Source organism: Butyrivibrio sp. AE2032 (genome assembly GCF_000702965.1).
Genome location: NZ_JNLF01000004.1, coordinates 705,247 through 729,238, shown reverse-complemented (window position 1 = coordinate 729,238; position 23,992 = coordinate 705,247). Strand labels below are relative to the sequence as shown.

The 23,992-nt window shown below is 48.8% G+C and carries 17 protein-coding genes; 14 read left to right on the top strand and 3 right to left on the bottom strand.

Features of this window, described 5'->3' with window-relative positions; genetic code table 11:
* The first annotated feature begins 41 nt into the window (after nt 1-41).
* The 6 genes from nifJ to BO18_RS17250 all read left to right on the top strand — a co-directional run bounded on the left by nifJ (nt 42) and on the right by BO18_RS17250 (nt 7,674).
* On the top strand, nt 42-3,545 hold the full coding sequence (gene nifJ / locus BO18_RS17275) for a pyruvate:ferredoxin (flavodoxin) oxidoreductase (protein WP_034448328.1): 3,504 nt from the start codon (nt 42-44) through the stop codon (nt 3,543-3,545).
* Nucleotides 3,546-3,711: 166 nt separating this feature from the next.
* A complete protein-coding gene (locus BO18_RS17270; protein WP_034448325.1) occupies nt 3,712-4,818 on the top strand; it encodes a DnaD domain protein in 1,107 nt (368 codons plus the stop codon).
* The gene (locus BO18_RS17265) at nt 4,805-5,701 is read left to right on the top strand and encodes a hypothetical protein (protein WP_034448322.1); all 897 of its coding nucleotides are present in this window, start codon (nt 4,805-4,807) and stop codon (nt 5,699-5,701) included. Before BO18_RS17270 ends, BO18_RS17265 begins: the two co-directional genes overlap by 14 nt.
* A 12-nt stretch (nt 5,702-5,713) precedes the next feature.
* Nucleotides 5,714-6,109: a holo-ACP synthase gene (gene acpS, locus BO18_RS17260; RefSeq protein ID WP_034448318.1), complete on the top strand. Its 396-nt coding sequence runs from the start codon at nt 5,714-5,716 to the stop codon at nt 6,107-6,109.
* A gap of 3 nt (nt 6,110-6,112) precedes the next feature.
* Nucleotides 6,113-7,369, top strand: coding sequence for an SH3 domain-containing protein (locus tag BO18_RS17255; RefSeq protein ID WP_034448316.1), 1,257 nt, complete (start codon nt 6,113-6,115; stop codon nt 7,367-7,369).
* A 101-nt stretch (nt 7,370-7,470) separates the two neighbouring features.
* Complete coding sequence (locus BO18_RS17250) at nt 7,471-7,674, top strand: large ribosomal subunit protein bL28 (RefSeq protein WP_034448313.1); 204 nt, start codon at nt 7,471-7,473, stop codon at nt 7,672-7,674.
* Nucleotides 7,675-7,827: 153 nt separating this feature from the next.
* On the opposite strand, the gene serS is transcribed toward BO18_RS17250, so the two are convergent.
* A complete protein-coding gene (serS, locus tag BO18_RS17245; RefSeq protein ID WP_034448310.1) occupies nt 7,828-9,117 on the bottom strand; it encodes a serine--tRNA ligase in 1,290 nt (429 codons plus the stop codon).
* A 55-nt stretch (nt 9,118-9,172) separates the two neighbouring features.
* Entirely contained in the window at nt 9,173-10,528 is a 1,356-nt protein-coding gene (locus BO18_RS17240) for a putative glycoside hydrolase (protein WP_051688884.1), read from the bottom strand.
* Between the two features lie 119 nt (nt 10,529-10,647).
* Between BO18_RS17240 and BO18_RS17235 the strand changes: the two genes are divergently transcribed.
* From BO18_RS17235 to BO18_RS34930, 4 genes are all read left to right on the top strand, one after another.
* The gene (locus BO18_RS17235; RefSeq protein ID WP_034448307.1) at nt 10,648-11,073 is read left to right on the top strand and encodes an NUDIX domain-containing protein; all 426 of its coding nucleotides are present in this window, start codon (nt 10,648-10,650) and stop codon (nt 11,071-11,073) included.
* Nucleotides 11,070-11,711, top strand: coding sequence for an IMPACT family protein (locus BO18_RS33005; protein ID WP_051688883.1), 642 nt, complete (start codon nt 11,070-11,072; stop codon nt 11,709-11,711). The genes BO18_RS17235 and BO18_RS33005 overlap by 4 nt, the downstream gene beginning before the upstream one ends.
* A gap of 83 nt (nt 11,712-11,794) precedes the next feature.
* Nucleotides 11,795-13,072 (top strand): S1C family serine protease, encoded by a 1,278-nt coding sequence (locus tag BO18_RS17225; RefSeq protein ID WP_051688882.1) that lies wholly within the window; start codon nt 11,795-11,797, stop codon nt 13,070-13,072.
* 30 nt (nt 13,073-13,102) lie between these two features.
* Nucleotides 13,103-13,243, top strand: a complete 141-nt coding sequence (locus BO18_RS34930) for a hypothetical protein (protein ID WP_185752490.1) — start codon at nt 13,103-13,105, stop codon at nt 13,241-13,243.
* 12 nt (nt 13,244-13,255) lie between these two features.
* On the opposite strand, the gene BO18_RS17220 is transcribed toward BO18_RS34930, so the two are convergent.
* Entirely contained in the window at nt 13,256-15,010 is a 1,755-nt protein-coding gene (locus BO18_RS17220) for a hypothetical protein (RefSeq protein ID WP_034448305.1), read from the bottom strand.
* Between the two features lie 121 nt (nt 15,011-15,131).
* Between BO18_RS17220 and BO18_RS17215 the strand changes: the two genes are divergently transcribed.
* The 4 genes from BO18_RS17215 to BO18_RS17200 all read left to right on the top strand — a co-directional run bounded on the left by BO18_RS17215 (nt 15,132) and on the right by BO18_RS17200 (nt 23,632).
* Nucleotides 15,132-18,056, top strand: a complete 2,925-nt coding sequence (locus BO18_RS17215; RefSeq protein WP_034448303.1) for a YfhO family protein — start codon at nt 15,132-15,134, stop codon at nt 18,054-18,056.
* Complete coding sequence (locus tag BO18_RS17210) at nt 18,049-20,337, top strand: YfhO family protein (protein WP_034448301.1); 2,289 nt, start codon at nt 18,049-18,051, stop codon at nt 20,335-20,337. Before BO18_RS17215 ends, BO18_RS17210 begins: the two co-directional genes overlap by 8 nt.
* The gene (locus BO18_RS33000) at nt 20,330-21,319 is read left to right on the top strand and encodes a 3'-5' exonuclease (protein ID WP_051688881.1); all 990 of its coding nucleotides are present in this window, start codon (nt 20,330-20,332) and stop codon (nt 21,317-21,319) included. Before BO18_RS17210 ends, BO18_RS33000 begins: the two co-directional genes overlap by 8 nt.
* A 180-nt stretch (nt 21,320-21,499) precedes the next feature.
* A complete protein-coding gene (locus tag BO18_RS17200) occupies nt 21,500-23,632 on the top strand; it encodes a hypothetical protein (RefSeq protein WP_034448298.1) in 2,133 nt (710 codons plus the stop codon).
* Nucleotides 23,633-23,992: the final 360 nt, after the last annotated feature.

The following is a 23,992-nucleotide window of genomic DNA, read 5'->3' as shown; positions in this document are numbered from 1 at the left end:
CAGATGTAACTGCAAAGAATTTTCCAAAGGAGATCATGTTTATGGCAGAACTGACAAAGAAAACCATGGACGGTAACGAGGCTGCTGCGTATACTTCGTATGCATTTACTGAGAACGCCGCTATTTACCCTATCACACCGTCCTCGCCTATGGCTGACCACACCGATCAATGGGCTCAGCAGGGCAGAAAGAACATTTTCGGACAGACGGTTAACATCGTCGAGATGGAGTCTGAGGGAGGCGCTTCCGGTGCCGTTCACGGCTCACTCGCTACAGGTGCATTAACCACTACTTACACCGCATCACAGGGTCTCCTTTTGATGATTCCTAACATGTACAAGATCGCAGGCGAGCTTCTCCCTTGCGTATTCCATGTTTCTGCAAGAGCTCTCGCTGCTCACGCACTGAACATCTTCGGTGACCACGCAGACGTTTATGCTTGCCGTCAGACAGGTTTTGCAATGCTCTGCTCCAACTCCGTTCAGGAAGTTGCAGACCTCGCAGCAGTTGCTCACCTCGCTTCGATCAAGACAAGAGTTCCTTTCCTCCACTTCTTCGACGGTTTCCGTACATCTCACGAGATCCAGAAGATTGAGGTTATCGACTACGACACACTCGGATCTTTGGTTGACTATGATGCAATCAAGGCTTTCCGTAAGAGAGCTCTTTCTCCTAACCACCCGACACTCCGTGGTACAGCTCAGAACCCTGATATCTACTTCCAGGGCAGAGAAGCTTCCAACCCCTTCTATCTTGCAGTACCTGATCAGGTTCAGTACTACATGGATAAGATCAATGAGATCCGCGGCACAGACTACAAGCTCTACAATTACTATGGTGCAGCTGATGCTGACCGTGTAATCATCGCTATGGGTTCTGTCTGCGAGACAGCTGAAGAAGTTATCGACTTCCTCAACGCTCACGGCGAGAAGGTTGGTATGGTAAAGGTTCACCTTTACAGACCTTTCGCAGCTGACAAGCTCCTCGAGGCTATCCCTGCAACAGCTAAGGCTATCGCAGTCCTCGACAGAACAAAGGAGCCCGGTTCATTCGCAGAGCCTCTCTATCTCGACGTTGCTGCTGCTTATGTCGGCAAGAACGCTCCCAAGCTCATCGGCGGCCGTTACGGTATGGGTTCCAAGGATACAACTCCTGAGTGCGTACTCGCAGTTTATAAGGAACTCAAGAAGGATCAGCCCAAGGAAAGATTCACCATTGGTATCGATGATGACGTTACATTCCTCTCACTCGACTGCTCCGAGTCCATCGAAGTTGCAGGCGAGGGTACAGTTCAGGCAAGATTCTGGGGTCTCGGTGCAGACGGTACAGTCGGTGCTAACAAGAACTCCATCAAGATCATCGGTGACCATACCGACATGTATGCTCAGGCTTACTTCTCTTATGACTCAAAGAAGTCCGGCGGTATCACGATCTCCGACCTGAGATTCGGTACAACACCTATCCGTTCTACATACCTCATCAACAAGGCTGACTTCGTTGCATGCCACAACCAGTCTTATGTTTATGAGTACGATATGCTCTCCACACTGAAGCCGGGCGGAACATTCCTCCTCAACACACAGTGGACAAGAGAAGAGCTCGAGGACAGACTCCCCGGCTCCATGAAGAGATATATCGCTAACAACAACATCAAGTTCTATACTCTTGACGCTGTTGCTAAGGCTAAGGAGATCGGCCTGGGCGGAAGGATCAACACGATCTGCCAGTCCGCATTCTTCAAGCTTTCCGGAATCCTTCCCGTTGAGCAGGCAGTTGACTACATGAAGAAGGCTGCTCTCAAGTCTTACGGCAAGAAGGGTGACGACGTTGTTCAGATGAACTATGCTGCTATCGACGCAGGTGTTGATGCAGTTGTTGCAGTTGACATTCCTGATTCCTGGAAGACAGCTGAGGATAAGCCGGTTGAGAAGAAGGCTGTTCCTGAGTTCATCGAGAAGGTCGTTAACGTAATGAACAGACAGGAAGGTAACAAGCTCCCTGTATCTACATTCGTAGGTATGGAAGACGGTACTTTCCCTCAGGGTACAGCTGCTTACGAGAAGCGTGGTACAGCAGTAGACATTCCTGTATGGGATGCTTCCAAGTGTATCCAGTGTAACCAGTGCTCCATCGTCTGCCCTCACGCTGCTATCCGTCCTTTCCTCCTCACAGAGGAAGAGGCTGCAAATGCACCTTTCGAGACAAAGCAGGGTATGAAGCCTTACGACAACATGAAGTTCAGGATCCAGGTTTCTGCTATGGACTGTCTGTCCTGCGGTATCTGCGTAGAGTCTTGTATCGCTAAGGAGAAGGCAATCACCATGGTTCCTCTCAAGGATAACCTCAAGGAAGCTGAGAACTGGGATTACTGTGTTGCACTTTCTCACAAGGATAACCCGATGAACAAGGCAACAGTTAAGGGTTCACAGTTCGAGCAGCCCCTCCTCGAATTCTCCGGCGCATGCGCAGGATGCGGAGAGACTCCTTATGCTAAGCTCCTTACACAGCTCTTCGGCGACAGAATGCAGATCTCCAATGCTACAGGTTGTTCTTCAATCTGGGGTGGTTCTGCTCCTTCTATGCCCTATACAACAAACTACAGAGGATTCGGTCCTGCATGGGGCAACTCCCTCTTCGAGGATAACGCTGAGCACGGTCTCGGTATGTTCCTCGGTTACAAGCAGCTCAGATCAAGAGCTAAGATGCTCGTTGAGGAGACAGTAGCTAATACAGCTTCTGAGGACCTCAAGGCTGCAGCTCAGGCTTGGATCGACGGATTCAATTCTGCTGAGAATACACGTGAGATCGCAGAGAAGCTCGCTGAAGCTCTTAAGGCTGAGGGTTCTGATTCTGCTAAGAAGGCTCTCGATTATGAGGACTTCTTCATGAAGAGATCACAGTGGATCATCGGTGGTGACGGCTGGGCTTACGATATCGGTTACGGCGGACTTGACCACGTTCTCGCTACAGGTGAGGATGTCAATGTTCTCGTTCTCGATACAGAGGTTTACTCCAACACAGGCGGACAGGCTTCCAAGTCCACACCTCAGGGTGCTGTTGCTCAGTTCGCTGCAGGCGGTAAGCACGTTAAGAAGAAGGATCTCGGTATGATGGCTATGAGCTACGGCTACGTTTACGTTGCTCAGGTTGCTATGGGATCTGACAAGAACCAGCTCATCAAGGCATTCACAGAAGCAGAAGCTTACCAGGGACCTTCCCTCGTTATCTGCTATGCTCCTTGTATCAACCACGGTATCAAGGGCGGCCTCAGGGTAGCTCAGAACAGAGAGAAGCAGGCTGTTGAGTGTGGTTACTGGCACCTCTTCAGATTCAACCCTGCATTAGCTAGCGAAGGCAAGAATCCTTTCACTCTCGATTCCAAGGAGCCTACAGCTGACTTCTTCGAATTCCTCAAGGCAGAAGTACGTTACAACTCACTCTACAAGAAGTATGATGCAGAAGTTGTTGACGGCCTCTTCCAGAGATGCTATCAGGATTCCAGAGACCGTTATGCTTCTTATGTCAAGAAGGCTAACGAAGCTTGATAGACCTGATCGTTAACTGATCGATTAATGCGGACCGGTTCGTAAAAGAGCCGGTCCGTTTTTTGTCCTTAAAAAGGAGCGGATTAGCCTAAGCTTTACCCGAAAGGACCGGCCAAACATGCTATAATTAGCAAAGCAAATTTATGGAAGAGAGTTCCGCAAAGAGATGAAAAAAGATAAAGGCATGGATGATTTTTCGAGACTGATGATCAATGACAGTCTCGTTCCTGATATTTTCCTTGTAAGATATGCGCAGAGTCTGAGCAGGAATGCACTGCTCGTATACCTCTGGCTCAACATGACGGGGCTCAAGGATTCCTTTGACGAGAATACGGTAAAAAAGTTCAAGATCATTCCCGATGAAGAGACCGGGCCGGTCTTTGCCGAGCTTATGGCTGCAAGCCTCATTATTCGCAATGACAAGACATATGCCTTTGATGACATCAAGGCACGTGAAGTCAGCGATTATGTCGAGTCGTTAAAGGCACGCGGTACTGATTCCGGAATGCCCGTTCTGACAAGCGACGAGAAGGAAAGGCAGATCCTTGCCGATTCCATATCTTCGACCTTCTACCAGGGCGTCCTTCCATATATCTTTTACAGACTTATCGATAAGTGCCTTTATGAGTACAAGTTTGACGGCAGAGTCTGCTACAAGCTTTTCGAGGAAGGCTACGAACAGTCGATACATAAGGATCTGCAGCGCATGGAGAACATGGCCCGCTCCTGGTACGAGAAGGGCTATACGGATATCAAGAGCCTTGAAAAACAGCTCGAGATTAACAGCCGGATCAAGCGCCTGATCAAGCTCGTAGGCCAGACCCTGAGAAGGAGGGTCAACGGTCTTGATATCGAGCGCATAACGCACTGGGTCGAAGATCTTGATGCCACGGAAGAACTTGTAAATCTTGCCTTCAAGGCAAATGAGTACAGAAGCAGCATATCTCTGAAAAATGTCGGGGATACCCTGACAAAGTGGCATGACCATGGTGTGAAGACTGCTGAAGATGCGCTTAAGTTTGAAGAGGAAGAACATAAAGAGAACAAGCGCAAAGCTTCGAGAAGAAAGGCTGTTTCCGGTTCCGCATGGCGGACGGGAGATGAGGCCGGCATAAGCGGCAACAACGCTGAGACTGACGCTAAGGATAAGGCTTCCAAGGAAGCAGCAGAGGCTAAGGAAACAGGGAAGGCGGAGAATGCCATTCCCGAGGATGACGCGGATATCCCTGATGATATCCTGGATATGTTTGGAGATTCAGATGAAGACGATTAGGGAATTGATAAATGAGAGTCTTACCGAAGTTGCCGCTGCAAGAGAGATCCGCAGGGATGAGAATGTAAGACGCGTCTACAGGCAGTGTCCCGAACTCAAGGAAATCGACGACCAGATCATAGGCGTCAGGGGCAACAGGCTCATTGCCGTTATAGACAAAGACGAGAAACTCGTAAAGAGGTTCGATATAGCCGAAGAGGAACTCCGGGTCAAGCGTGACAGGATCATACAGATCCATAAGATAGATCCTAATTTCGATGAGACCAGGAGCATTTGCGAAAAATGCGATGACACGGGTTTTACGAAGGGAAGCGACGGCACGCTCAAGGTATGCTCCTGCAGAAGGAACGAACTTGAAAGATGCTATGAACTGAGCGGAATGGGAGACTATTCATCCTACAGGATGAAGAACTTCAGAGACGATTATCTGGGAAATTCCAACGGCAGAAAGAGAGTCAGGAACGAATTGCTCAAGGCGATGCTCGGAATGAACGAAGACGGTGAAAAGTCTTCTCTCTGGGTGTATTCCGCGCCTCCGCAGACAGGAAAGACTTTTCTCGCGGTATGCGTATGCAAGACTGCCATAAACCTTGGCAAGAGCGCGTATTATGTTAAGTGTGAGGATCTGCCGAACCTTGGCAGCGATACCCTGGAGGATCTTAAGCGTATAGACTTCCTTGTCATAGACGACTTTGCGGATTCGGTCACGCTCTTTAATAATGTGGGATCGATCCTGAATACTCTTCTTGAGATAAGAACGGCGGGGAAGCTCCCTACGGTGCTTGTCACGCCTTTCCCCAAGACTGAACTCGTAAGCAAGTGTGATATGAGGATCAGCGGAAAATTGTCCACGGCAAGGACCATCTCGCCGGAAGGAAAGTGACGGGGTCATTTGATGGACGTACGCTGTGGAATGGATCTCGTTGATATATCAAGGTTCGTAAAGATCGTTGAAGAGTCAAATACGGCCTTTATCAATAAGTGCTTTACCGAAGGCGAGAAAAGTTACTGCGATTCCGCCAAGAATCCGGCGAAGAAGGCTGAACGCTATGCTGCGAGATATGCGGCAAAGGAAGCGGTCGGCAAAGCTTTGGGCACCGGACTTTTGAGTGAAGGCGTCGGAATGCACGATATCGAAGTCGTGAAGAATGCAAAAGGCGTTCCGGAGGTGAGACTTTCCGGCGGCGCGTTGGCACATGCGGAAGATCTTGGAGTCTGCTCCGTCTCGATAAGCCTGTCGCATGACGGCGGAATGGCCGGTGCTTATTGCGTTATGCTGCTGGGGAAATGATCCATGAAAAAGCGTGAAAAGAACGAGAACAGCAGTATCTTCAAGGGTACCGACCGCAAGAACAAACCTGTGGTCGGTGAAGAGGTCACGCCAAAGACGATCAGACATATCGAACGTCCTGTCAAACTTCCTTTCCTTACCGATCTGGATGAGGGAAGTGAGCAGTACGGAAGTGCGGAAGACATGCAGGACAAATGGGGCCTTTCCGAGAAACAGGCAACTTTGGGCGGGGTCCGCAAGAGAAAGATACTGAGCTTCGCCATCGCATTTGCGGCATTCATTCTGCTTATCGTAGGTGTCTTCTACATACTTCCGAGAGTTCTCCCCGGCCTGTTCGAAGACACGAATATCGAACTCTTCGTAAAGCCGGTAATCAATTATGATTACAACGATGAGGATTACAGGGTAGTCACGGAAAGCACCGTCGCCATTATGACGGCTCCCGATCCCGGATCGGTAAGAATAGCCGAAGTCCTTTATAACGAGCCGGTCAAGTTTGTCGGCGACAGCGATAACGGATACTGCAAGATCAAGACGCGTGACGGCATTATCGGGTATGTGAAGGCTTCCACGCTGATCAAGGACATGAATTCCATAGAGCCTGACGTTCACCAGTTCAAGCTTATCGTTTCGGATCCTTCTAAGAATGTAATGACCCACGCGAGCAACGGAACGCTGATAAAGAAGGTAATGATGAATACGGTTCTTTACGCCGACATAAAAAGAGAGGGCGTTTACCAGGTCGCCCTTCCGGGCGGTGACAAGGGCTGGATCGGTTCGTCGGGTGTTATCGAGCTTTCGCCGAGAGCCGAGACCGAAGAGGTCTCGAGCCGATACTTTGTGAGCTCGGTACTGACATTCGTCAACAGCAAATATATTGAGAACGGCATGTCCATAAACGGTGCATCGGTCAACGGCGTCGTATATGTGTGTGCCGAGATCAACGGAATACAGATACCGAGGACCATGGAAGGCCAGTCAAAGGCAGGTACCGAGGTAATACCCGAACCCGACGCCGTTACGGGACAGATCATGATCGATCAGATCCTTCCGGGAGATATCCTTTTCCTTTCAAATCCGAAGAAAGCCCCCGGCGACAAGGAGATATATGAGATGGCAGTCTGCACCGACACGGGAACGCTCTTTATGCTGTCACCGGCCAGAACGACCGTAAGACTGCGCAATTTCCAGTCGGGTGATGACATATGCGACAGGATAATCACGATACGGCGAGTGTTCAGCAGCAAGGTCGTAAATTGATCCTGCAAAAAAGTGTGAAAAGAGACATAAAAACTTGTTGCATAAGGGAATGGGGTGTGGTATTATTCATAGGCATTTGAATTCTAACAGGAGGTGTTTGCATGGCTAAGTGTGAAGTTTGCCAGAAAGATATGTTCTTTGGCAGAAAGATTAGAATCACGCGTTCACAGATTTCAAGACGCGCGCTTACTACGCAGCAGGCTAACGTACACAGAGTTAAGGTTGTTGTTGACGGCACCCCCAAGTCAATGAACGTTTGCACACGTTGCCTTCGCTCAGGCAAAGTTGAAAGAGCGAAAGATTAAGATTCAAGCTTTTTGTGAATTAATGAGAGGTTGCTTTTTTACGGGCAACCTCTTTTTGTTTCCCCGCAGAAAACAAAGGATAAATGAAAAGGCTGCCTCAAAGAGTTTTTCACTCATGAGACAGCCTCTCTTAGTGACTTGTCTTTCAGCGGATTACTTTCCGGGAACTTCGATAACCGACTTGCCGCCCATGTAAGGCCTTAATGCCTCGGGGATCCTGATGGAGCCGTCTTCGTTAAGGTTGTTCTCAAGGAAGGCGATGAGCATTCTCGGCGGAGCAACGCATGTGTTGTTCAGTGTATGCGCGAGGTATGTACCCTCAGATCCTCTGATCCTGATCTTAAGACGTCTTGCCTGTGCATCGCCCAGGTTGGAGCAGGAACCGACTTCGAAATACTTCTTTTGTCTGGGTGACCATGCCTCAACGTCACAGGACTTGACCTTGAGGTCAGCGAGGTCGCCGGAGCAGCACTCGAGTGTTCTTACAGGGATGTCGAGTGAACGGAAGTAATCTACTGTGTTCTGCCAGAGCTTGTTGTACCACATCATGGAATCTTCAGGCTTGCAGACAACGATCATCTCCTGCTTTTCGAACTGGTGGATCCTGTAGACGCCGCGCTCCTCAATGCCGTGCGCACCGACTTCCTTACGGAAGCAGGGGGAATAGGATGTAAGAGTCTGGGGCATCTTGTCTTCATCAGTGATCGTATCGATGAACTTGCCGATCATGGAATGCTCGGAAGTACCGATGAGGTAGAGATCCTCGCCCTCGATCTTGTACATCATGTTCTCCATCTCGGCAAAGCTCATAACGCCGGTAACAACGGAGGATCTGATCATATAAGGCGGAATGTAATATGTGAAGCCTCTGTCGATCATGAAGTCCCGCGCATATGAAAGGCATGCGGAGTGAAGTCTTGCGATATCGCCCTTAAGGTAGTAGAAGCCGTTTCCGGATGTTTCCCTGGCCTGGTCGAGCTCGATGCCGTCAAGCTTTTCCATGATGTCTACATGATAGGGAACCTCGAAATCGGGAACGAAAGGCTCGCCGAACCTCTCGATCTCAACGTTCTCGGAATCGTCCTTGCCGATCGGAACGGAAGGATCGATGATGTTGGGGATTACGAGCATGATCTTTCTGATCTCTTCCTCGAGCTCAGTCTCCTTTGCGGAGAGGGCTTCGAGTTCGTCAGCCATATCGGTGACCTGCTTCTTTACAACTTCAGCCTCGTCCTTTTTGCCCTGAGCCATCAGCGCGCCGATCTGTTTGCTGACCTTATTGCGGTTGGCTCTTAATGCTTCAGCACGGGTCTTGCTCTCACGGAACTCTTTGTCGAGTTCGATGACCTGATCTACCAGGGGGAGCTTTTCGTCCTGGAACTTGTTTTTGATGTTCTGTTTTACGATGTCCGGATTGGTACGTAAGAATTTGATGTCAAGCATAGTATCACCTCTTATATAAATAACTTTATTATTTTATGCTTAGAATCTTTCAGTTTCAATCAGTCTCTACTGACATATCGCCGTCGTAATTGCCTGAAGGATATTTGCAGGAAGGATCCCAGAGGATAAATTCCGTTATTCCGAGGTCCTTTATTGCCTTGATCTGGGAATTGATCTCCCTGTAACCGTATTCTATGTAATTGCCCTTGCCGATATAAGAGGCCGTGAAAGCCTGAAGATAAGGCCTTACCGCCGTGAATCCCGGCTGCTTGTAAGTTGCCTGGCAGTCATGGAGAACGCTGTATACCATCAGATAGGGTTCCTTGTCGGGATACTTAAACACGTGTCCGCCGAGCATCGTGCCGAGAGCATAGTGTGAGGGGTAGACCATCGGACAGCATGAATCGATGCCCGTCATTCCCAGTGTGGCGAAATCCTGACCGATTATCTTCGCATCGCCCTCAGAAGTAAGTACGATGCCGAAAATGTCGGCAGATACGGGAACGCCATAGGTGTCCTGTATCCTGATCCTGGCTTCCTGAAGGAATCTGTTGACGGCTTCGGCTTTGGTTGGATATTGTCCTTCTTCGCCGAAGTACGGTTTAACCTTGTTTTTTGTGGCTCCCGCAGGGAATCTTACATAGTCGAACTGTATCTCGTCGACGCCGTGCTCGGAAGCTTCGATGCCGATCGCGATGAGGTAATCCCAGTTGTCCTCGTTATAAGGGCTTAAGAACGGGTTGTTTCCTTCGTTACTGAACCTGACCACATTGCCGTCAGCATCCTGAATGGCTCTTTCGGGAAAATGCTTAGCTGCGACCTGATCGTTAAAGGATACGATCCTTCCGATTACCCTGATGTTGTTGCTGTGGCATTTTTCGACAACCGCGTCGAGATCGTAAGCGTCCCAGACGTAGCCGATCTCTTTGGCCGTAGCGACCTTGGACATGTAGGGAAGGCCGTATTCGTTCTTCAGATCGATTACTATAGCGTTGAGCTCGCTGTTGTTGCAGAGATCGATCGCTTTGTCGAGCGCGGAGCCTGAGCCGATATAGAGTGCCCTGACTTCAACGTGTTCGGGAACTATGACTTCATCTTCGGGAAGTTCAGGAAGCGGGCGCCAGTAACTGTCGGCCAGTGAAGACGCTTCCAGCTGTTCGGTGTGATAGACTACGGGCTCGGTGTATGTGACGGTCGTTGATACGAGCGTTGCAAGAATGGGGGTGTAGCCGGATGCTTCCGATTCTTTCACGTAGCCGATGATCTTGGTTATGCCGAGTGTGACCAGCACGACTGCAAGAAGTGCGGATACCGAAAGGAGCACCGTTATTATCTGTCTGAGCTTGGCAAGTTCAGAGTTCCCGTTGCCGGGTTTATTATAATATTCATTATCTATATTATTTTCAGACATAGGACAATTATACAGACCTGCCCCCAAAAGGACAAATGAATATGTCAGACGAGCAAACAGCCTCATCTTTGTGATAGAATGCTGTTATAAATATTTGACTTATACGAGAGCAGGTTTTTATGATCGTTCGCAACTGTGCAGGCGGAATCGTTTTTTGCGGAGACAAGGTATTGCTTGTATGTAATGACAAGCAGGAGTGGGGGTTCCCCAAGGGAGCTGTCAAGACGAGCAGCGACCTGAGCCTGTCTGAATTTGCCAAAAAACGCGTCAGGGTGGAGACAAATGTCGATGCCAGGGTAATCGCACCCTGCGGCAAGACCAATTACGAATTCTACTCGATCTCCAGAAGAAAGCCGGTCCATAACAATATCTCATGGTTTGTAATGGAAACTAAAAGCGAAGCCTGTGAGGCTTTCCCGGATTCCGGAACTGTGGACTGCAAATTTGTCGGAGTCTCCGGCGCGCTGGACGAGATCACATACAGCCAGGATAAATCTCTCCTGATGATGGCTTATCAGAAATACAGGGAGAGCATTAAGGATTGAGTTCTGTCATAACGCTGAGCAAAACAGGAGATTCAAAGGTCGAGGTCAAGAAGTCGGTCTTTATCGGCAAGAGCTTTCATATAGATTCACCTGAAGATGCCGCCGATCTTCTTGCTGCAGAACGAAAAAAATATCCCGATGCAAGACATCTTTGTTATGCCTGGGTTACCGGCGGGGAGACCGCCAGGCAGAAATCAAGTGATGACGGCGAACCTCAGGGCACGGCAGGCCAGCCTCTGCTCGAACTCCTTACTTCCAACGGTTTTACGGATACTCTGATCTGCGTAACCAGATATTTCGGAGGGACGCTTCTAGGCAAGGGAGGACTCAAGAGGGCATATACGGACAGCGGAAGGCAGGCTCTTGCGGCCGGAGAACCGGTAATGCTGGTTCCCGCATTGAGCTGGCACGAGAACTGTTCCTATCCGTTTTTCGAAGCATTATCCCGAAGGGCCGGAGCCTCCGGGTGGGTTATCGAAAACATCGTATACGGTCAGGATGTTGCATTTGACATTATGGTCCCGGAAGAGTCTGAAAACGAGTTTATGAGGTTCTGTCTCGATCAGTCAGGCGGGGCCGTTGTTCCGGAGGAACCGGAGAAGATATTGATGCGCGGCGGGAAAGTAACGTTATCCTGACTTGCGCTTTGGTGAAAAATCGCCCAAAATATGTAAGCTGCAGGGGATAGAACAGCAGGAATCAGGTAAGAGGAAAAAACTTCATGGAAAATGAAAACATAATAGAGAAAGAAAACGGGAACAATAACGAAAAAGGGTATGAGAACGTAAACGTCACTTTCGCCAAGCCCAAGGAGAGCTACAGACGCACCATTATCATCTTATCGGTGCTGCTCCTGGCAAGCGTCTTGTTCTCGGGTTTTCAGTCCTACTATATCTTCAGGCTCAATAACGGTCTCGAGGGCATTCTTTCATATACACGATCAGTGAAGAAAGAGCAGACGGCATCAGGAACAACTGATGAAACGGAAAACTCCGTTTCCGAAGATCTTCCGGAGCCGTGGTTCTCCATAGAAGATGCCGCATTGGTAGCGACTTCGGAGAAGACCAGGCTGCCCACCGTGGATATCTTTGATCTGGTAAGTCCCGCGACCATCCCGATCGGTGTTATCGGCAGGGACAACGGCAAGGAGACAAAGCTCAGTTCAGGAACCGGATTCATAATCACGGAAGACGGATATATCGTTACGAACCGTCACGTGGTCGAACTCGCCGACGTTGCCGTCAGCACATATTATGTAACTGTGCTCCTGCCCGGAAATGATAATTATGTCAGAGCGGAGATAGTGGGAAGCGACGAACAGACGGACATTGCTGTCCTCAAAGTCGAAACGGACAAGAAACTTCCGCGCGTCACTCTCGGTGATTCGGATAAGATCCGTTCCGGCGAACTTGCCGTGGCGATAGGAAATGCGATGGGTTCCCTTGATGACACCATAACAGTCGGAGTCATCTCGGCGCCTCACAGGGATATAGTGCGCAACGGCTATTATGTCGACATCATCCAGACGGATGCCGCGATCAATCCCGGAAACAGCGGCGGTCCTCTCATTAATTCTTACGGGGAAGTCATCGGCATAACAAATGCAAAGATCATCACTTCCACATCGGAGAATCTTGGATTCGCGATCCCGATCAATTCCGTCAGGAAGATCATAGAGAGCCTGATAAACTACGGTAAGGTAATAGACCGCCCGTATCTCGGTGTCTCTTTGAAATACGTTGCGGATGATTCCTATTACGGCGCACGCGGCGGCATATATGTTGCCGAGATCGTCAAGGACGGTCCTGCCGAGAAGGCGGGATTTGCGATCGGCGACAGGATCATATCAGTCGACGGTGTTGAAATAACGGATTCCGGTGATATTATTAAGGTGCGCGATTCGCATAAGGTAGGCGATACGATAGATTTCGTCGTCGAAAGGGACGGAACAGAGATCACTCTCCCGCTTACTATCGGTGACAGTGCAGACTTCGGATGATCACGCAAATATATTAAGGATGTAGTAATTATGGGCAGCGGAAACAGCAAGAAGATAGGAACAAAGATCCTGGCATGGATATTGATCGGAGCTATGCTCCTTACTTTTGTTTTCGCAATCGTGGTAGTTCTGATACAGCAGATGAACGGAACTGCCAGCCCGTTCGGCTGATGCTCCTGTTTCTTACGGAACGTCCTTAATCTGACTTAATCCGTCTTCGTTGAATGACCAGGTGAATTCAGCCTGTTTTGCCGTGATGAACTGCTGATAGTTGTTCATCCTGAGGAAGCTGTTTACTCTGTCATACCATTCGGGATTAGGTGATTCTGAGATGAAGTAGATCACGTAGAACGTGCCGTTATCCTCGATGAGAGTCTTATCGCCGAGTTTCCTTTCAGCCGCGAATATCCATTCCGCAAGAGCTTCGGAATATTCTGCCTGGAATATCTGATCGTCGTGAACAACCGATAACTGTCCGGCAAGAATATAGTCGTTATAAAGGTTTTCTACCTCATTGCAGCTGTCCGCATCATCGATATAGTCGAAGATCTCCTGCGAGAGAGCCTGTGTTCCGGCCATGTCGGGTGTCATCTCTTCGGTCATCTGGTTGTTGACTGTTACGATATAGCAGTTGCGGAGCTTTTCAGCCATGCGGTCTCTTGAGACGAATACGAGGATGATCGGGAATCCATCCTCGTCATGGAAGATCACTGCGTCGCCCACTGTCCTGGACTCATCAAAGAGCCATTCGCGGAATTCGGCGTGTGAGATATCCTCATAACGGCAGTCTGATACGAGCATGGAGTCGGGCTGTGCCAGTGTGTTGGCAGCAACTCCCGAAAAGTATTTGGCTGCACAGGATTCAAATTTTGAAGGATCCTTGCCCATGGCGTCAATGATCTGCTGGGCGTGAAGATTTGCCGTGTCGATGAAAGCCTGTTCTCTCTGTTCATAAGTGAATCTGAAGAGCTTATAGCTTACGAGATCGTAAATGTTGCGTGACTGCCTGTAAGCGTTTTCGGCCTGCTCGTCGGTAGCCGAGAGCTGAATGAGCTTCTCGCCCTCTGCGTAGTCCTCCGTGAAGTACTTGCGCGCAAGGGTGTTTATGATGATCTGCTCATCGACCTGGCTTCCGAATACACCCTTGATGTATGTGTCGAGAGGGACGCCGAGTTCATCGGCCTTGCCCTTGAGCCAGTTGATATACGCGTTGGCACGGTCGTAATGAGCCTTTTCGATCTCGTAACCCTGGGAAGTAGCATCGACATAGAGGATCTCCGTCTTCTGAAGGTCCTGGGCGGTAACGAACCTGAAATAGTCTCTGTAGGTGGCGAAATTATCGTCATCGAGATAGGGTGACAGGAGCATCTTGTCCGTGTCGGCGGCGAAAAGGTCGACGCCTTCGCTTAGAAGTTCATAGTGATACATGAAGCTGAATTCACCGCTGGATACATCTCTTCCGTTAATACTGAGCGGGCTGATAAAGGACTCGTCCATTCCGGTGTCCAATGCGAAAGTCACAGCCGCGATAACAAAGACCAGTATGATCCCGAATACAACGAAGAAGATGCCGGCATTGCGTCTTTTTTTGCCGGTGTCCAAAGCTTCCTCGTTCTTGTCGAGATTGAGTTCGGTCGGTATATCGTGAGCTTTAACGGCGGGTTCTTCTGCTTTGCCGTCCTTGCCGTCGGGAAGCGGCGGGAGGTCCGGGATCACGCTGTTCTCTACGGGTTTTCCCGTAAGGAGTTCAGGATCTATGTCAGCCAGGTCGTTTAAAGTGACGCCCTTTTTCGGCTCTTCGACCGGTGTTTCCATGAAATCATCAGTCGGCTGTCCTTCCGGCGATGCCGTAACTTCTATATTTGTAAACTCACCGCTCACCACGGGTGTGCGGGCCTGTTTATTATCGTCTTTATTTTTGTTGTTTTTACCCTTCATCAATTTTCCCCTTTAAATCTGGATACAGGTTAATGACACTTTACCATAAAAGAAGAAACAACACGGTCAAAGTATGCTATTATTAACACGTTTGTAATCTGATAAAAATATTAGAGGATATATGAGGGCGAAAGATAGACCGATACTGGGAGAAAAGAGTGGCACTTTAGGCGCAATCCTGAGAGAATTCTGGCCACAGTTCCTTTTGGCTTTCCTGTTCCCGACACTTACCGTGCTTGCGGCTTTTGCAGTCACCGGATGCTATCCTTTCGGTGAGAGGACGATCCTCACGGTTGACCTCTACCATCAGTACTGTCCCTTCCTGGTAGCTTTCAGAGACAAGGTCCTTTCGGGTGAATCGCTGTTCTACAGCTGGAACGACGGCCTGGGACAGGAATACTATGCGGCTTATGCCAACTATGCGGCAAGCCCGCTTAATATCTTTGCACTCTTCTTTACGGCAAAGACAATGCCGGTATTCATCGGATTCATCACATGCATACGTGCGGGACTGTCCTCTGTCTTTATGCTTTTGTTCCTTTCTGCCAACGACAACAGAAGGATGGATAACATAACCGTGGTATTCAGCGCCTCCTATGCTCTCTGCGGATGGTTCATTTCCTTCTTCTGGAACATCATGTGGTGCGATGCCGTTGTATTGCTCCCTCTGATAATGCTCGGCCTGAGAAGGCTCCTGGCTGAACGCAAGTGCGGCATGTTTGCCGTGACACTTGCCATTGCCATTGTAAGCAACTACTATGCAGGCTACTTCATCTGCCTGTTCCTGGTGCTCTTTGCGCCCGCATATTACGTGTGTCTTTTCTCGGCAGCCAGACCGAAGGGCGATCCGATGCGCATGTGCTTCAAGACATTCGTCGGAGCCGCGCTCCGCTTTGCCGTGTCGGGCCTTTTAGCTGCCGGAACGTCTGCGGTAATAACGGTTCCGACATATCTCATACTCAGGAACTGCTCTGCGACCGGAGATAAGCTGAAGCCCGATTATTCCCTGCAGACCAATCTTTTCGATTTCTTCGGAAGACTCATGGTGGCGGCGAATCCGAATATCAGGGACGGAATGGCAAATGTCTACAGCGGTCTCGTCATCGTTCTGCTCCTTCCGCTGTTCTTCCTGCTTCCTTCAAGGACAGGCATCAAATTAAAGCATAAGATAGTTTTCGGCGTCCTTTTGGGAATAATGTATCTGAGTTTTACCAACCGTACGCTCAACTTCGTCTGGCACGGAATGCACTTCCCGAACCAGATTCCTTACAGGGAATCGTTCCTCATGAGCTTCCTGCTCGTTTTCGTAGGATTCCTTACCATAAGACGCATCAGGAGCCTCGGCTCGAAATATGTGACCGGAGCTGTCCTCTGCTCGGCCGCATTCCTTATCCTCTATGAGAAATTCGGCACGGGCAACGAGGGATATATACAGATAGGGGAGACGCTGCTCTTCCTCATTATCCAGGGTGCAGCACTCCACACGGTAAGCAACATCAATTCCAGAAAGAGCGAGTTCTTCTGCGAGACGCTTCTTACGGTAACCATGATGGTCGAGATCTTCTCGGCATCTCTTACTTCCATCGGACTTGTCTGCTACCATGAGGGCTTTACGAGTTATGCACCGTACGGCAGGCACAGGGATGAAGTCGAGTCCTATGCCGCAGAGGTGGAAGGAACGGAAGGACACATGAACTTCGAGAGAAGCGAACTCTTCCCGAACAATGTCTGTGACCTGCAGTCGCTTTATAACGTCAAGGGTCTGTCCATCTTCTCATCGACGGCAAGAGAAAGCTTTGTCAAATATATGAGAAACTACGGTTTCCATAACAACAACATAAACGGACTCCGCAATGCCGGACTTACAAGGGTTACTGCGACGCTCCTCGGCGTAAGAAACCTTATCGAGATAGACAGCACACAGGCTGTCCCTGCGCTGTTCGAGCAGGAATATAAGGACGGGACCATCACTTCGTGGGGGAACCCTGATGCTTTGAGCGTCGGCTATATGACGGAGCCGAGCGTAATCGTCTATGCACCCGATTACAATAACAATCTCGATGTTTTCGACAAGACCAACAGGCTTGTAAAGAGCATGGGCGGTGAAAACGTATACAAGCCGCTGATGCTTACCCCGGAAAGCTCAAGTCTTCTCAATACTACTGACGAAGAAGCAAGAGTCATCGTATACAATTCGGGAAGCAGCGCCGATAAAGGCGACTTTTCATTCACTCTTTCAGTCAACGAGGCGGATATCGGATCCGATGTTTACGTCTACGCTAACGCAAAGAAGGGTGCAAACGTTACGGTTACGGTCGGTGACAAGGTAAGAAAGTTCGAGATAAGAAGCTATCAGATAATCACTTTGGGTGTGTTTGACGGCACTCCGATGAAACTGACCGTGAAATATCATGAGAATCCCGGACAGGCACTTATGGTATACGGATATCAGCTCGACAGGGCCGGATATGACCATACTCTCGACATCCTGTCCGATGAGCAGCTCGTGGTAACTGATTACAATACGACCTCGCTGAACGGACATATCGATGTTTTGGATGACGGATTCCTTTTCCTTACGATTCCTTATTCGGAGGGATGGTCTGCTGAAGTTGACGGTGAACCTGCCGAGATCATTCCGGTCCAGGATGCGCTCATGGGAATAAAGCTAAATAAGGGAAGCCACGACATATCCCTTAAGTACACACCTGCGGGCTTTAATATCGGACTTGCAGCAACTGCGGTATCTGTGGTCTGCATCGCCCTCATCACGTTTATTCCTATGATGGTCAGGAAGCACAGAAAGAACAAGGCGGCTGCATCAGTTCCCGCAGAAACGGTCGCAGAAACCGTTCCGGAGTCTGTAATTGAAGAAGTTCCCGTCGGTGATGTGCTCGGGATGAATGAGAAGGCCGGCATCCCTGCTGAAGATGCTGCGGGACCGGAAAATCCTGAAAAACCTGAAGTTTTTGAAGAAATTGATAATCCTGAAGAAAGACCCGGTGGACCGGAGAACGGTGCGGGTCCGGAGGCGGATGATGAATAGGGCAAAAGTAACCCTGCATAACTTGGGAGGGGTTGTCTTTTGTTTTCTGGCTGCTGTAGCGATCGCTGCGGCAGCTCTGAATATCGGACTTAATACCGAGCCGGGCAAGATACTTCCGGATGCGCTCTCCATGCGCACGGGTTCCATGGGAGAGAACCTGATACGCGGTATCGATATTGCGCTGGAGGATCTTGAACTGATACGTTCGGGAAGTGCCGGAAATGACCTCTGGAGGCTTCTGACCTTCGTTCATTTGGATCCGTTTTTCTATCTGGCCATCATTCTGCCGCAGGCGGCTGCAAAGTCCGTTCTCATGGCGGGATATTACATAAGGTTCGGCCTTTGCTGTTCCTGCATGTATTACTTTATGTCCGGGCATCTTAAGCTCAGAAGAATGTTTTCGGCGATGCTCGCAGTAATGTACACATTCTCCACGCAGATAATATTCACGGCACAGTTTGCTTCAGTAATGAATATGGCCATTTTGTTCCCTGTAGTATTGTCCGCATTCGACTCCTATCTGCAGAAACGCACCTGGAGAGCTTTTTCCGGCATATGTTTCTCGGTGCTTGCACTGAGCGCCACCGGCGGATTCGGCATAATGACCGGTATCCCTGCCGTCATCTTTACAGGCCTTCTTATGTGCATCAGTCTCTACTCGACATTTAAGATGGCCTTTACATCCTGGCTCAAGCTTCTGGGCGGGATCTTCGCCGGTCTTGCGGCATCCATGGCTTTCGCCATACCGGGATTTGCCGCGATGAACATCGATCTGAAGATTTCCGAGAGTTTCGAGAATGCCAAGGTAAACTATACCGTTTTCGATATTCTCAGAGGCACGTTCGCGCTGCGCTCGGGAAGCATTTACTCGAACGGTATCCCTCTGTTCTATATCGGGATACTGACGCTCGTAGCCGTCATTGCATTTGCGCTCAATGAGAGGATCCCCGTAAGAATGAAGGTCGCGACTGCCGTCCTGACCGCAGTGATCCATATTTTGTGCAGTTCTTCCTTTGTAAATGAGACGGTCAGTATTTTCGGGACCGCGCCTGTCCTCAATTCTTCAAGATTGATATGGCTCGAGGTTATCCTGTTCTTTGCGGCCGCCATAGGTCTTAAGAATATAAGGAGCCTGAGCCGCGGCGATCTTCTGGCGGCCGGCCTGATACCGCTCTTTTTCATGATAATAGCCAATAATTCCTCCAACAGTACGTCTCTGGCAAGCCCGATCGTGATATCAACATTCCTTGCGGTCATATTTGAAGCGATCCTGGTTTATGCATCCTCTGAAGACAAGATCGGCGGAAAGGCAAGATATGTGATACTCGTCGCAGTTTTTGTGCTCGTAGGCGTAAATACGGCTTTTATAATGTTCAACAATACCATCCAGAGTGCGGCTGCATATGAGTATTTCCGCGGGGATAATGACCTTAAAGCATCTGACAGGCTGATCCTGGACAATGAACTGGACATTCCCGCGATCAACGGCAATGACACATATCTGCTCATTCCGGCGGATCTGAGCATGCGCGAAACGTCTGACTCGTTCATAAACGTTATCAATCATCTCTCGTGGATACTGTCAGATGAGGATCTTTTCGAACAGGTATTTATCGAACCCGCCGACAAGGGAGATTTCGAACTTGTCGGAGCAGATTCATTCAGACTTGAAGAAGGTCATAACAGAGTGGAATTCGAACCCTTCACGGTCGGTCAGGGCGAGAGGGTATTCGCATACTGCAATTCGGAGAGTGGAGCTTCGATGGAAGCTATTGCCTCTGGAGGAGATTATGAAAGGTTCTTTACGGGGCCTTTCCTTACGGAGATCTCTCCCGATCCCGGGGAGATAACCCTGAAGTTTGATATAGAATCACGCAGTTCGCAGAAGTGCCGTATCACTCTATATAAGATGAACGGCCGTGCATATGACATGCTGAAAGCCGCCGAAGGCTATATCAACGGTTCAAGATTCCTGGTGGACATCAAGGATATAAACGGCGTATGTACCGTAGTCCTGCCATATGCTTATGACAGTTCGACGAGGATCAGGATCGACGGAAAAGATTCAGGTTCCTTCAGTTATTGCGGTAAAACGGCCATAACTTATAACGCCGACAGGAGTGATGTCATGGAGATATCCGTAGAGCAGAGGTCCACAGGACTTGTGCCGGGTGTGCTCATAAGTGTATTTGCGGTTTCCTGCCTTATCGTAATTCCGGTTTTCCAAATGTATAATGAAAAGAAGAAAGTAACGGGCGAAGGGACAATACCAAATGCTTAGCAGGAAGATTACAGACGGCACGGAGTTTGTCGTTTTCGACATGGAGTGGAATCAGCCGATGCCGGGAAAGGAATATCCTTTTGAAGTCAGCAGGCTTACGGGCGAGATCATAGAGATAGGCGCCCTGAAGTATGTTTATGACAATGGCGAACTGATCTATAAGGATGCTTTTTCGACTGACATCGTTCCGGTCAAATATACAAAGCTTCATTATCATGTTAAGAAAGTCACGCATAAGAAGAATGCCGATCTGAAGAACGGTATACCATTCAGGGATGCATATTCTCTGTTCAGGGAATTCTGCGGTGATGCCATCCTGGTCGGGTGGGGGAGTTCAGATCCTTCAATGCTGAAGATGAATCTGGATTTCTTCGGTCTGGATCCGAAACTCGGGATGTTCTTCCTGGATCTTCAGCCGATATTCTCGCTCTTTGCGGGACTTCAGGGATCCCAGAGGAGTGTCGAGGCGGCAGTGGATTTCTATAATATAGATAAGAAAGAGATCTTTCACAGCGCGACGGCCGATGCCCATTACACCGGTGCGGTCTTTGAAGAGATCTTCAAGCACAACAAGCCTTCTGCGGTCATATCCGCTATCTCGAGTTCTTCGATCGATCCGGACGTCCCGTCAGATTTCAGTTTCGTAGGTCCCGAGAGCCTGGACAGCCAGAGTGCGTTTGCAACATCTAAGAACTTTATGACAAATTGTCCGCTCTGCGGCAGCAGGCTGAATGTTAAGATTCCGTTCTTCAGGATCCGCAAATCGCAGTACGCGCTTCTTGAGTGCAGGGAGCACGGTGAACTGTTCTCCAGGACCAGAGTAAAGAAAAACAAGGCAGGAAATTATTACGCAGCTTCTGTCATGAGATTTGCCACACAAAACGATTACTGGCTCGTAGCTTCCAAAAAAGAGGAGTTTGACAAGTACGGAGAAAAGGGCAAACCCGCCGAAAAGACTGAGGATGAGGAAAAAGAAACATAGTTTATGAACAAAATGTTAACAAACTATGTAAAAAAAGTTAGCAAACTTCGAATTTTCTGTTGAAATTTCGGGTAATATGAAATACAATAGGCTTAACTAATAAGCAGAAGTGGGCGGAGTATTCCCGCCGGACGCAATAAAATAAGTAACTTCAGACCATAATGAAGGAAGGTGCTTCTTATGATTAAAAGATTAAGCAAGACGAAGAAGAGCAAGCAGGGCGCAATACTTGTTATTGTCGTACTCATCCTGGCACTCGCAATGATCTTTATCTCTGCAGCCATGATGCTTACTCAGGCTACAAGAGGACGTCTCTATGAGACGACCATGTCGAGCCAGGCAAGACTTACGGTTACTGCTGCTTCCGAGGTATTCCTTGAAGCTCTCCAGACACAGGAGATTACCGATGACCAGATCGATAAGATGCTTTCGAATACACCTGCCCGTCATACAAATAACAGTGATAAGATCAAGATGATCATCCCTGGTGTTCCGGGTATGTCCAATTCTGATAAGAACTGCACATATCTTGATCTTTATTATCCTGATACTTCAGATAAGGATTACGTAAATGCAGATTTTACGACAGTTATCGGTGATCAGGTAGAGAACATCAGACTGGTTCTCCATGTTAAGCACAGAGATCCGAGTTATGGCGGACGTTTTAAGAACCAGATCGATATCGCAGGCAGCGTTACGACTTCGCAGGTCCGTTTCGACCAGGGCGTAGGTATGGTCAACCCTGCACTCGGTACAGTAGACGATAATACGATCCTCTTCAGAGGTAATGCACGCGAGCAGACATCAAATGCTGTATTCTATTCAGACATCGTCTTCGCAGAAGGTGCTACAGGCCGATTCGGCGGTGGTAATGCTTACTATGGCAACATGGTATTCCTTGATAACGCTTACATGAGCGGTACTGCATCAGTCAAGGCTATTACCGGTGATATGTACTTTATCGGTAAGACTCATAATGATGCAGGCTTCAAGTGGGAGAATGATAACATTTGGAGCAGCGTTTCCAGTAAGAACTTCATCTTCTCCGGAAGAACGGTTCAGGAAGATAATGATAAGGACCAGAACCAGAAGATCAAGGATCTCGTTACGGCAAGCGGCAAAAACTGCTACTTCGTCGGTAACTCCAGCGGAACAATCGTTGCAAAGAACTCTAAGGGTTCATATAACGTAACCAATGCAGGAAGCTCACTACCTGACGGTCTTAAGAACAAGCTCAGCGTTTACAAGTCTTATGACTACGGTAAGATCTCTGATCCGTTCCCGTCAAATATCGTTACAGATGTATTTATGGATATGAATACTGACGGTAAGACAACTGTTGTAACAGCTGACGAAGGCGTTAAGCTCGATTACGACACATACAGTGCTGACGGTAAGACATTCTATCCCAAGCAGACAAAGATCCCGAAGAATGCCGAGTACGTAACACATCCTGTTACAAAGACATATCCTGAATGGTTACTTACAGAAGACGATAAGGTTCCTGCTGACAAGATCATCAGCCTTGAAGATGTAAGCAAGCTTGACGGCGGCTCATTTGATAAGGATGGAGCCAAGAACAGGATTATCAGCCTTGCACCCGGTTATTATCAGTTCACAAGTGGTACAACCTGCAACAGTGCTGACGGTAAGCCTTACGTTTTCGCAATCGACGGCTCCAAGGCATCCAGCTACAGATTCTACTTCAAGTCTGGTCAGTATTACATCAATAATACTGTATTTGCTCTGTACAGCGTTCAGAATGATCCCGCTCCTGTTCTCTTCATTATGGAGCCCGGTGCTAAGATAGAGTTCTCAGGTGCAAACTACCGTAAGACTGACAGACTTTGTTCTTCCGGATTCATTTCCATCGGCCGTGGCATGAGTTCTGCGTCTGCAATCGGTAAGTACATTCAGGACAGCACAGCAAATTCTGAAGATAAGGTTTGGAGCAATACACACAAAGATAAGGATGGCAACCAGCTCGCATATTCTTCATACTATGACGGAATAGTTAAGCCTTCCATCTACATCTTCGGAACAGGTTCAAACAAATTCAAGGTCGGCGACAGCTGCACATTCGAAGCATATATCGGTCTCTACGGTACATCTACATTCGAGCAGAGAAACGATATCGACTCCAGAGTTGCAATTTACGGCAGAATTGAAGCTGATACTTTCGCAAATGGCGATAACCCGACTGGTCACTTCCAGATGCCTTACTGCCCGGCACCCGGTGAGAGCGGATCAGATCCTGACTCAAGACCTGCTGAGACAAAGTTTGAGATCGTTCAGATAATCTACTATTACTGATACTGAATAGTAAAACAAAAATAAGAGAGGCTGCCATCCGGCAGCCTCTTTACTAGTATGACGGGCATGTCCCGAACCTCGGGTGGAAGTCCCGAGGGGCGTAGTTGCCGACGAACCTTAAAGCGACTTGCAAGGTTTGTATCGTGAGGTACAGGCGAGAAGAAGCAATAGCGAAACCGTGGCTCGACGGACAGAAACCTGATATTAAGGCGCATTGAGCGGATGAGATGGCTAGTGGCATCAAAGTCCCAAAGGCAACCGTAACCTCAATGCGTAAATCAGGCGAGTAAACGGGGAAAGGTTCGGGGCTTATCCCGTGAGGTCTCACAGACGGAGCACGATCCGTAGTAACAACGAACT

What these genes read in the sequence shown, in the direction of transcription:
- nifJ (WP_034448328.1), top strand. Translation starts at nt 42, where the DNA reads ATGGCAGAACTGACAAAGAAAACCATGGACGGTAACGAGGCTGCTGCG.
- BO18_RS17270 (WP_034448325.1), top strand. Translation starts at nt 3,712, where the DNA reads ATGAAAAAAGATAAAGGCATGGATGATTTTTCGAGACTGATGATCAAT.
- BO18_RS17265 (WP_034448322.1), top strand. Translation starts at nt 4,805, where the DNA reads ATGAAGACGATTAGGGAATTGATAAATGAGAGTCTTACCGAAGTTGCC.
- acpS (WP_034448318.1), top strand. Translation starts at nt 5,714, where the DNA reads ATGGACGTACGCTGTGGAATGGATCTCGTTGATATATCAAGGTTCGTA.
- BO18_RS17255 (WP_034448316.1), top strand. Translation starts at nt 6,113, where the DNA reads ATGAAAAAGCGTGAAAAGAACGAGAACAGCAGTATCTTCAAGGGTACC.
- BO18_RS17250 (WP_034448313.1), top strand. Translation starts at nt 7,471, where the DNA reads ATGGCTAAGTGTGAAGTTTGCCAGAAAGATATGTTCTTTGGCAGAAAG.
- serS (WP_034448310.1), bottom strand. Translation starts at nt 9,117, where the DNA reads ATGCTTGACATCAAATTCTTACGTACCAATCCGGACATCGTAAAACAG.
- BO18_RS17240 (WP_051688884.1), bottom strand. Translation starts at nt 10,528, where the DNA reads ATGTCTGAAAATAATATAGATAATGAATATTATAATAAACCCGGCAAC.
- BO18_RS17235 (WP_034448307.1), top strand. Translation starts at nt 10,648, where the DNA reads ATGATCGTTCGCAACTGTGCAGGCGGAATCGTTTTTTGCGGAGACAAG.
- BO18_RS17225 (WP_051688882.1), top strand. Translation starts at nt 11,795, where the DNA reads ATGGAAAATGAAAACATAATAGAGAAAGAAAACGGGAACAATAACGAA.
- BO18_RS34930 (WP_185752490.1), top strand. Translation starts at nt 13,103, where the DNA reads ATGGGCAGCGGAAACAGCAAGAAGATAGGAACAAAGATCCTGGCATGG.
- BO18_RS17220 (WP_034448305.1), bottom strand. Translation starts at nt 15,010, where the DNA reads ATGAAGGGTAAAAACAACAAAAATAAAGACGATAATAAACAGGCCCGC.
- BO18_RS17215 (WP_034448303.1), top strand. Translation starts at nt 15,132, where the DNA reads ATGAGGGCGAAAGATAGACCGATACTGGGAGAAAAGAGTGGCACTTTA.
- BO18_RS17210 (WP_034448301.1), top strand. Translation starts at nt 18,049, where the DNA reads ATGAATAGGGCAAAAGTAACCCTGCATAACTTGGGAGGGGTTGTCTTT.
- BO18_RS33000 (WP_051688881.1), top strand. Translation starts at nt 20,330, where the DNA reads ATGCTTAGCAGGAAGATTACAGACGGCACGGAGTTTGTCGTTTTCGAC.
- BO18_RS17200 (WP_034448298.1), top strand. Translation starts at nt 21,500, where the DNA reads ATGATTAAAAGATTAAGCAAGACGAAGAAGAGCAAGCAGGGCGCAATA.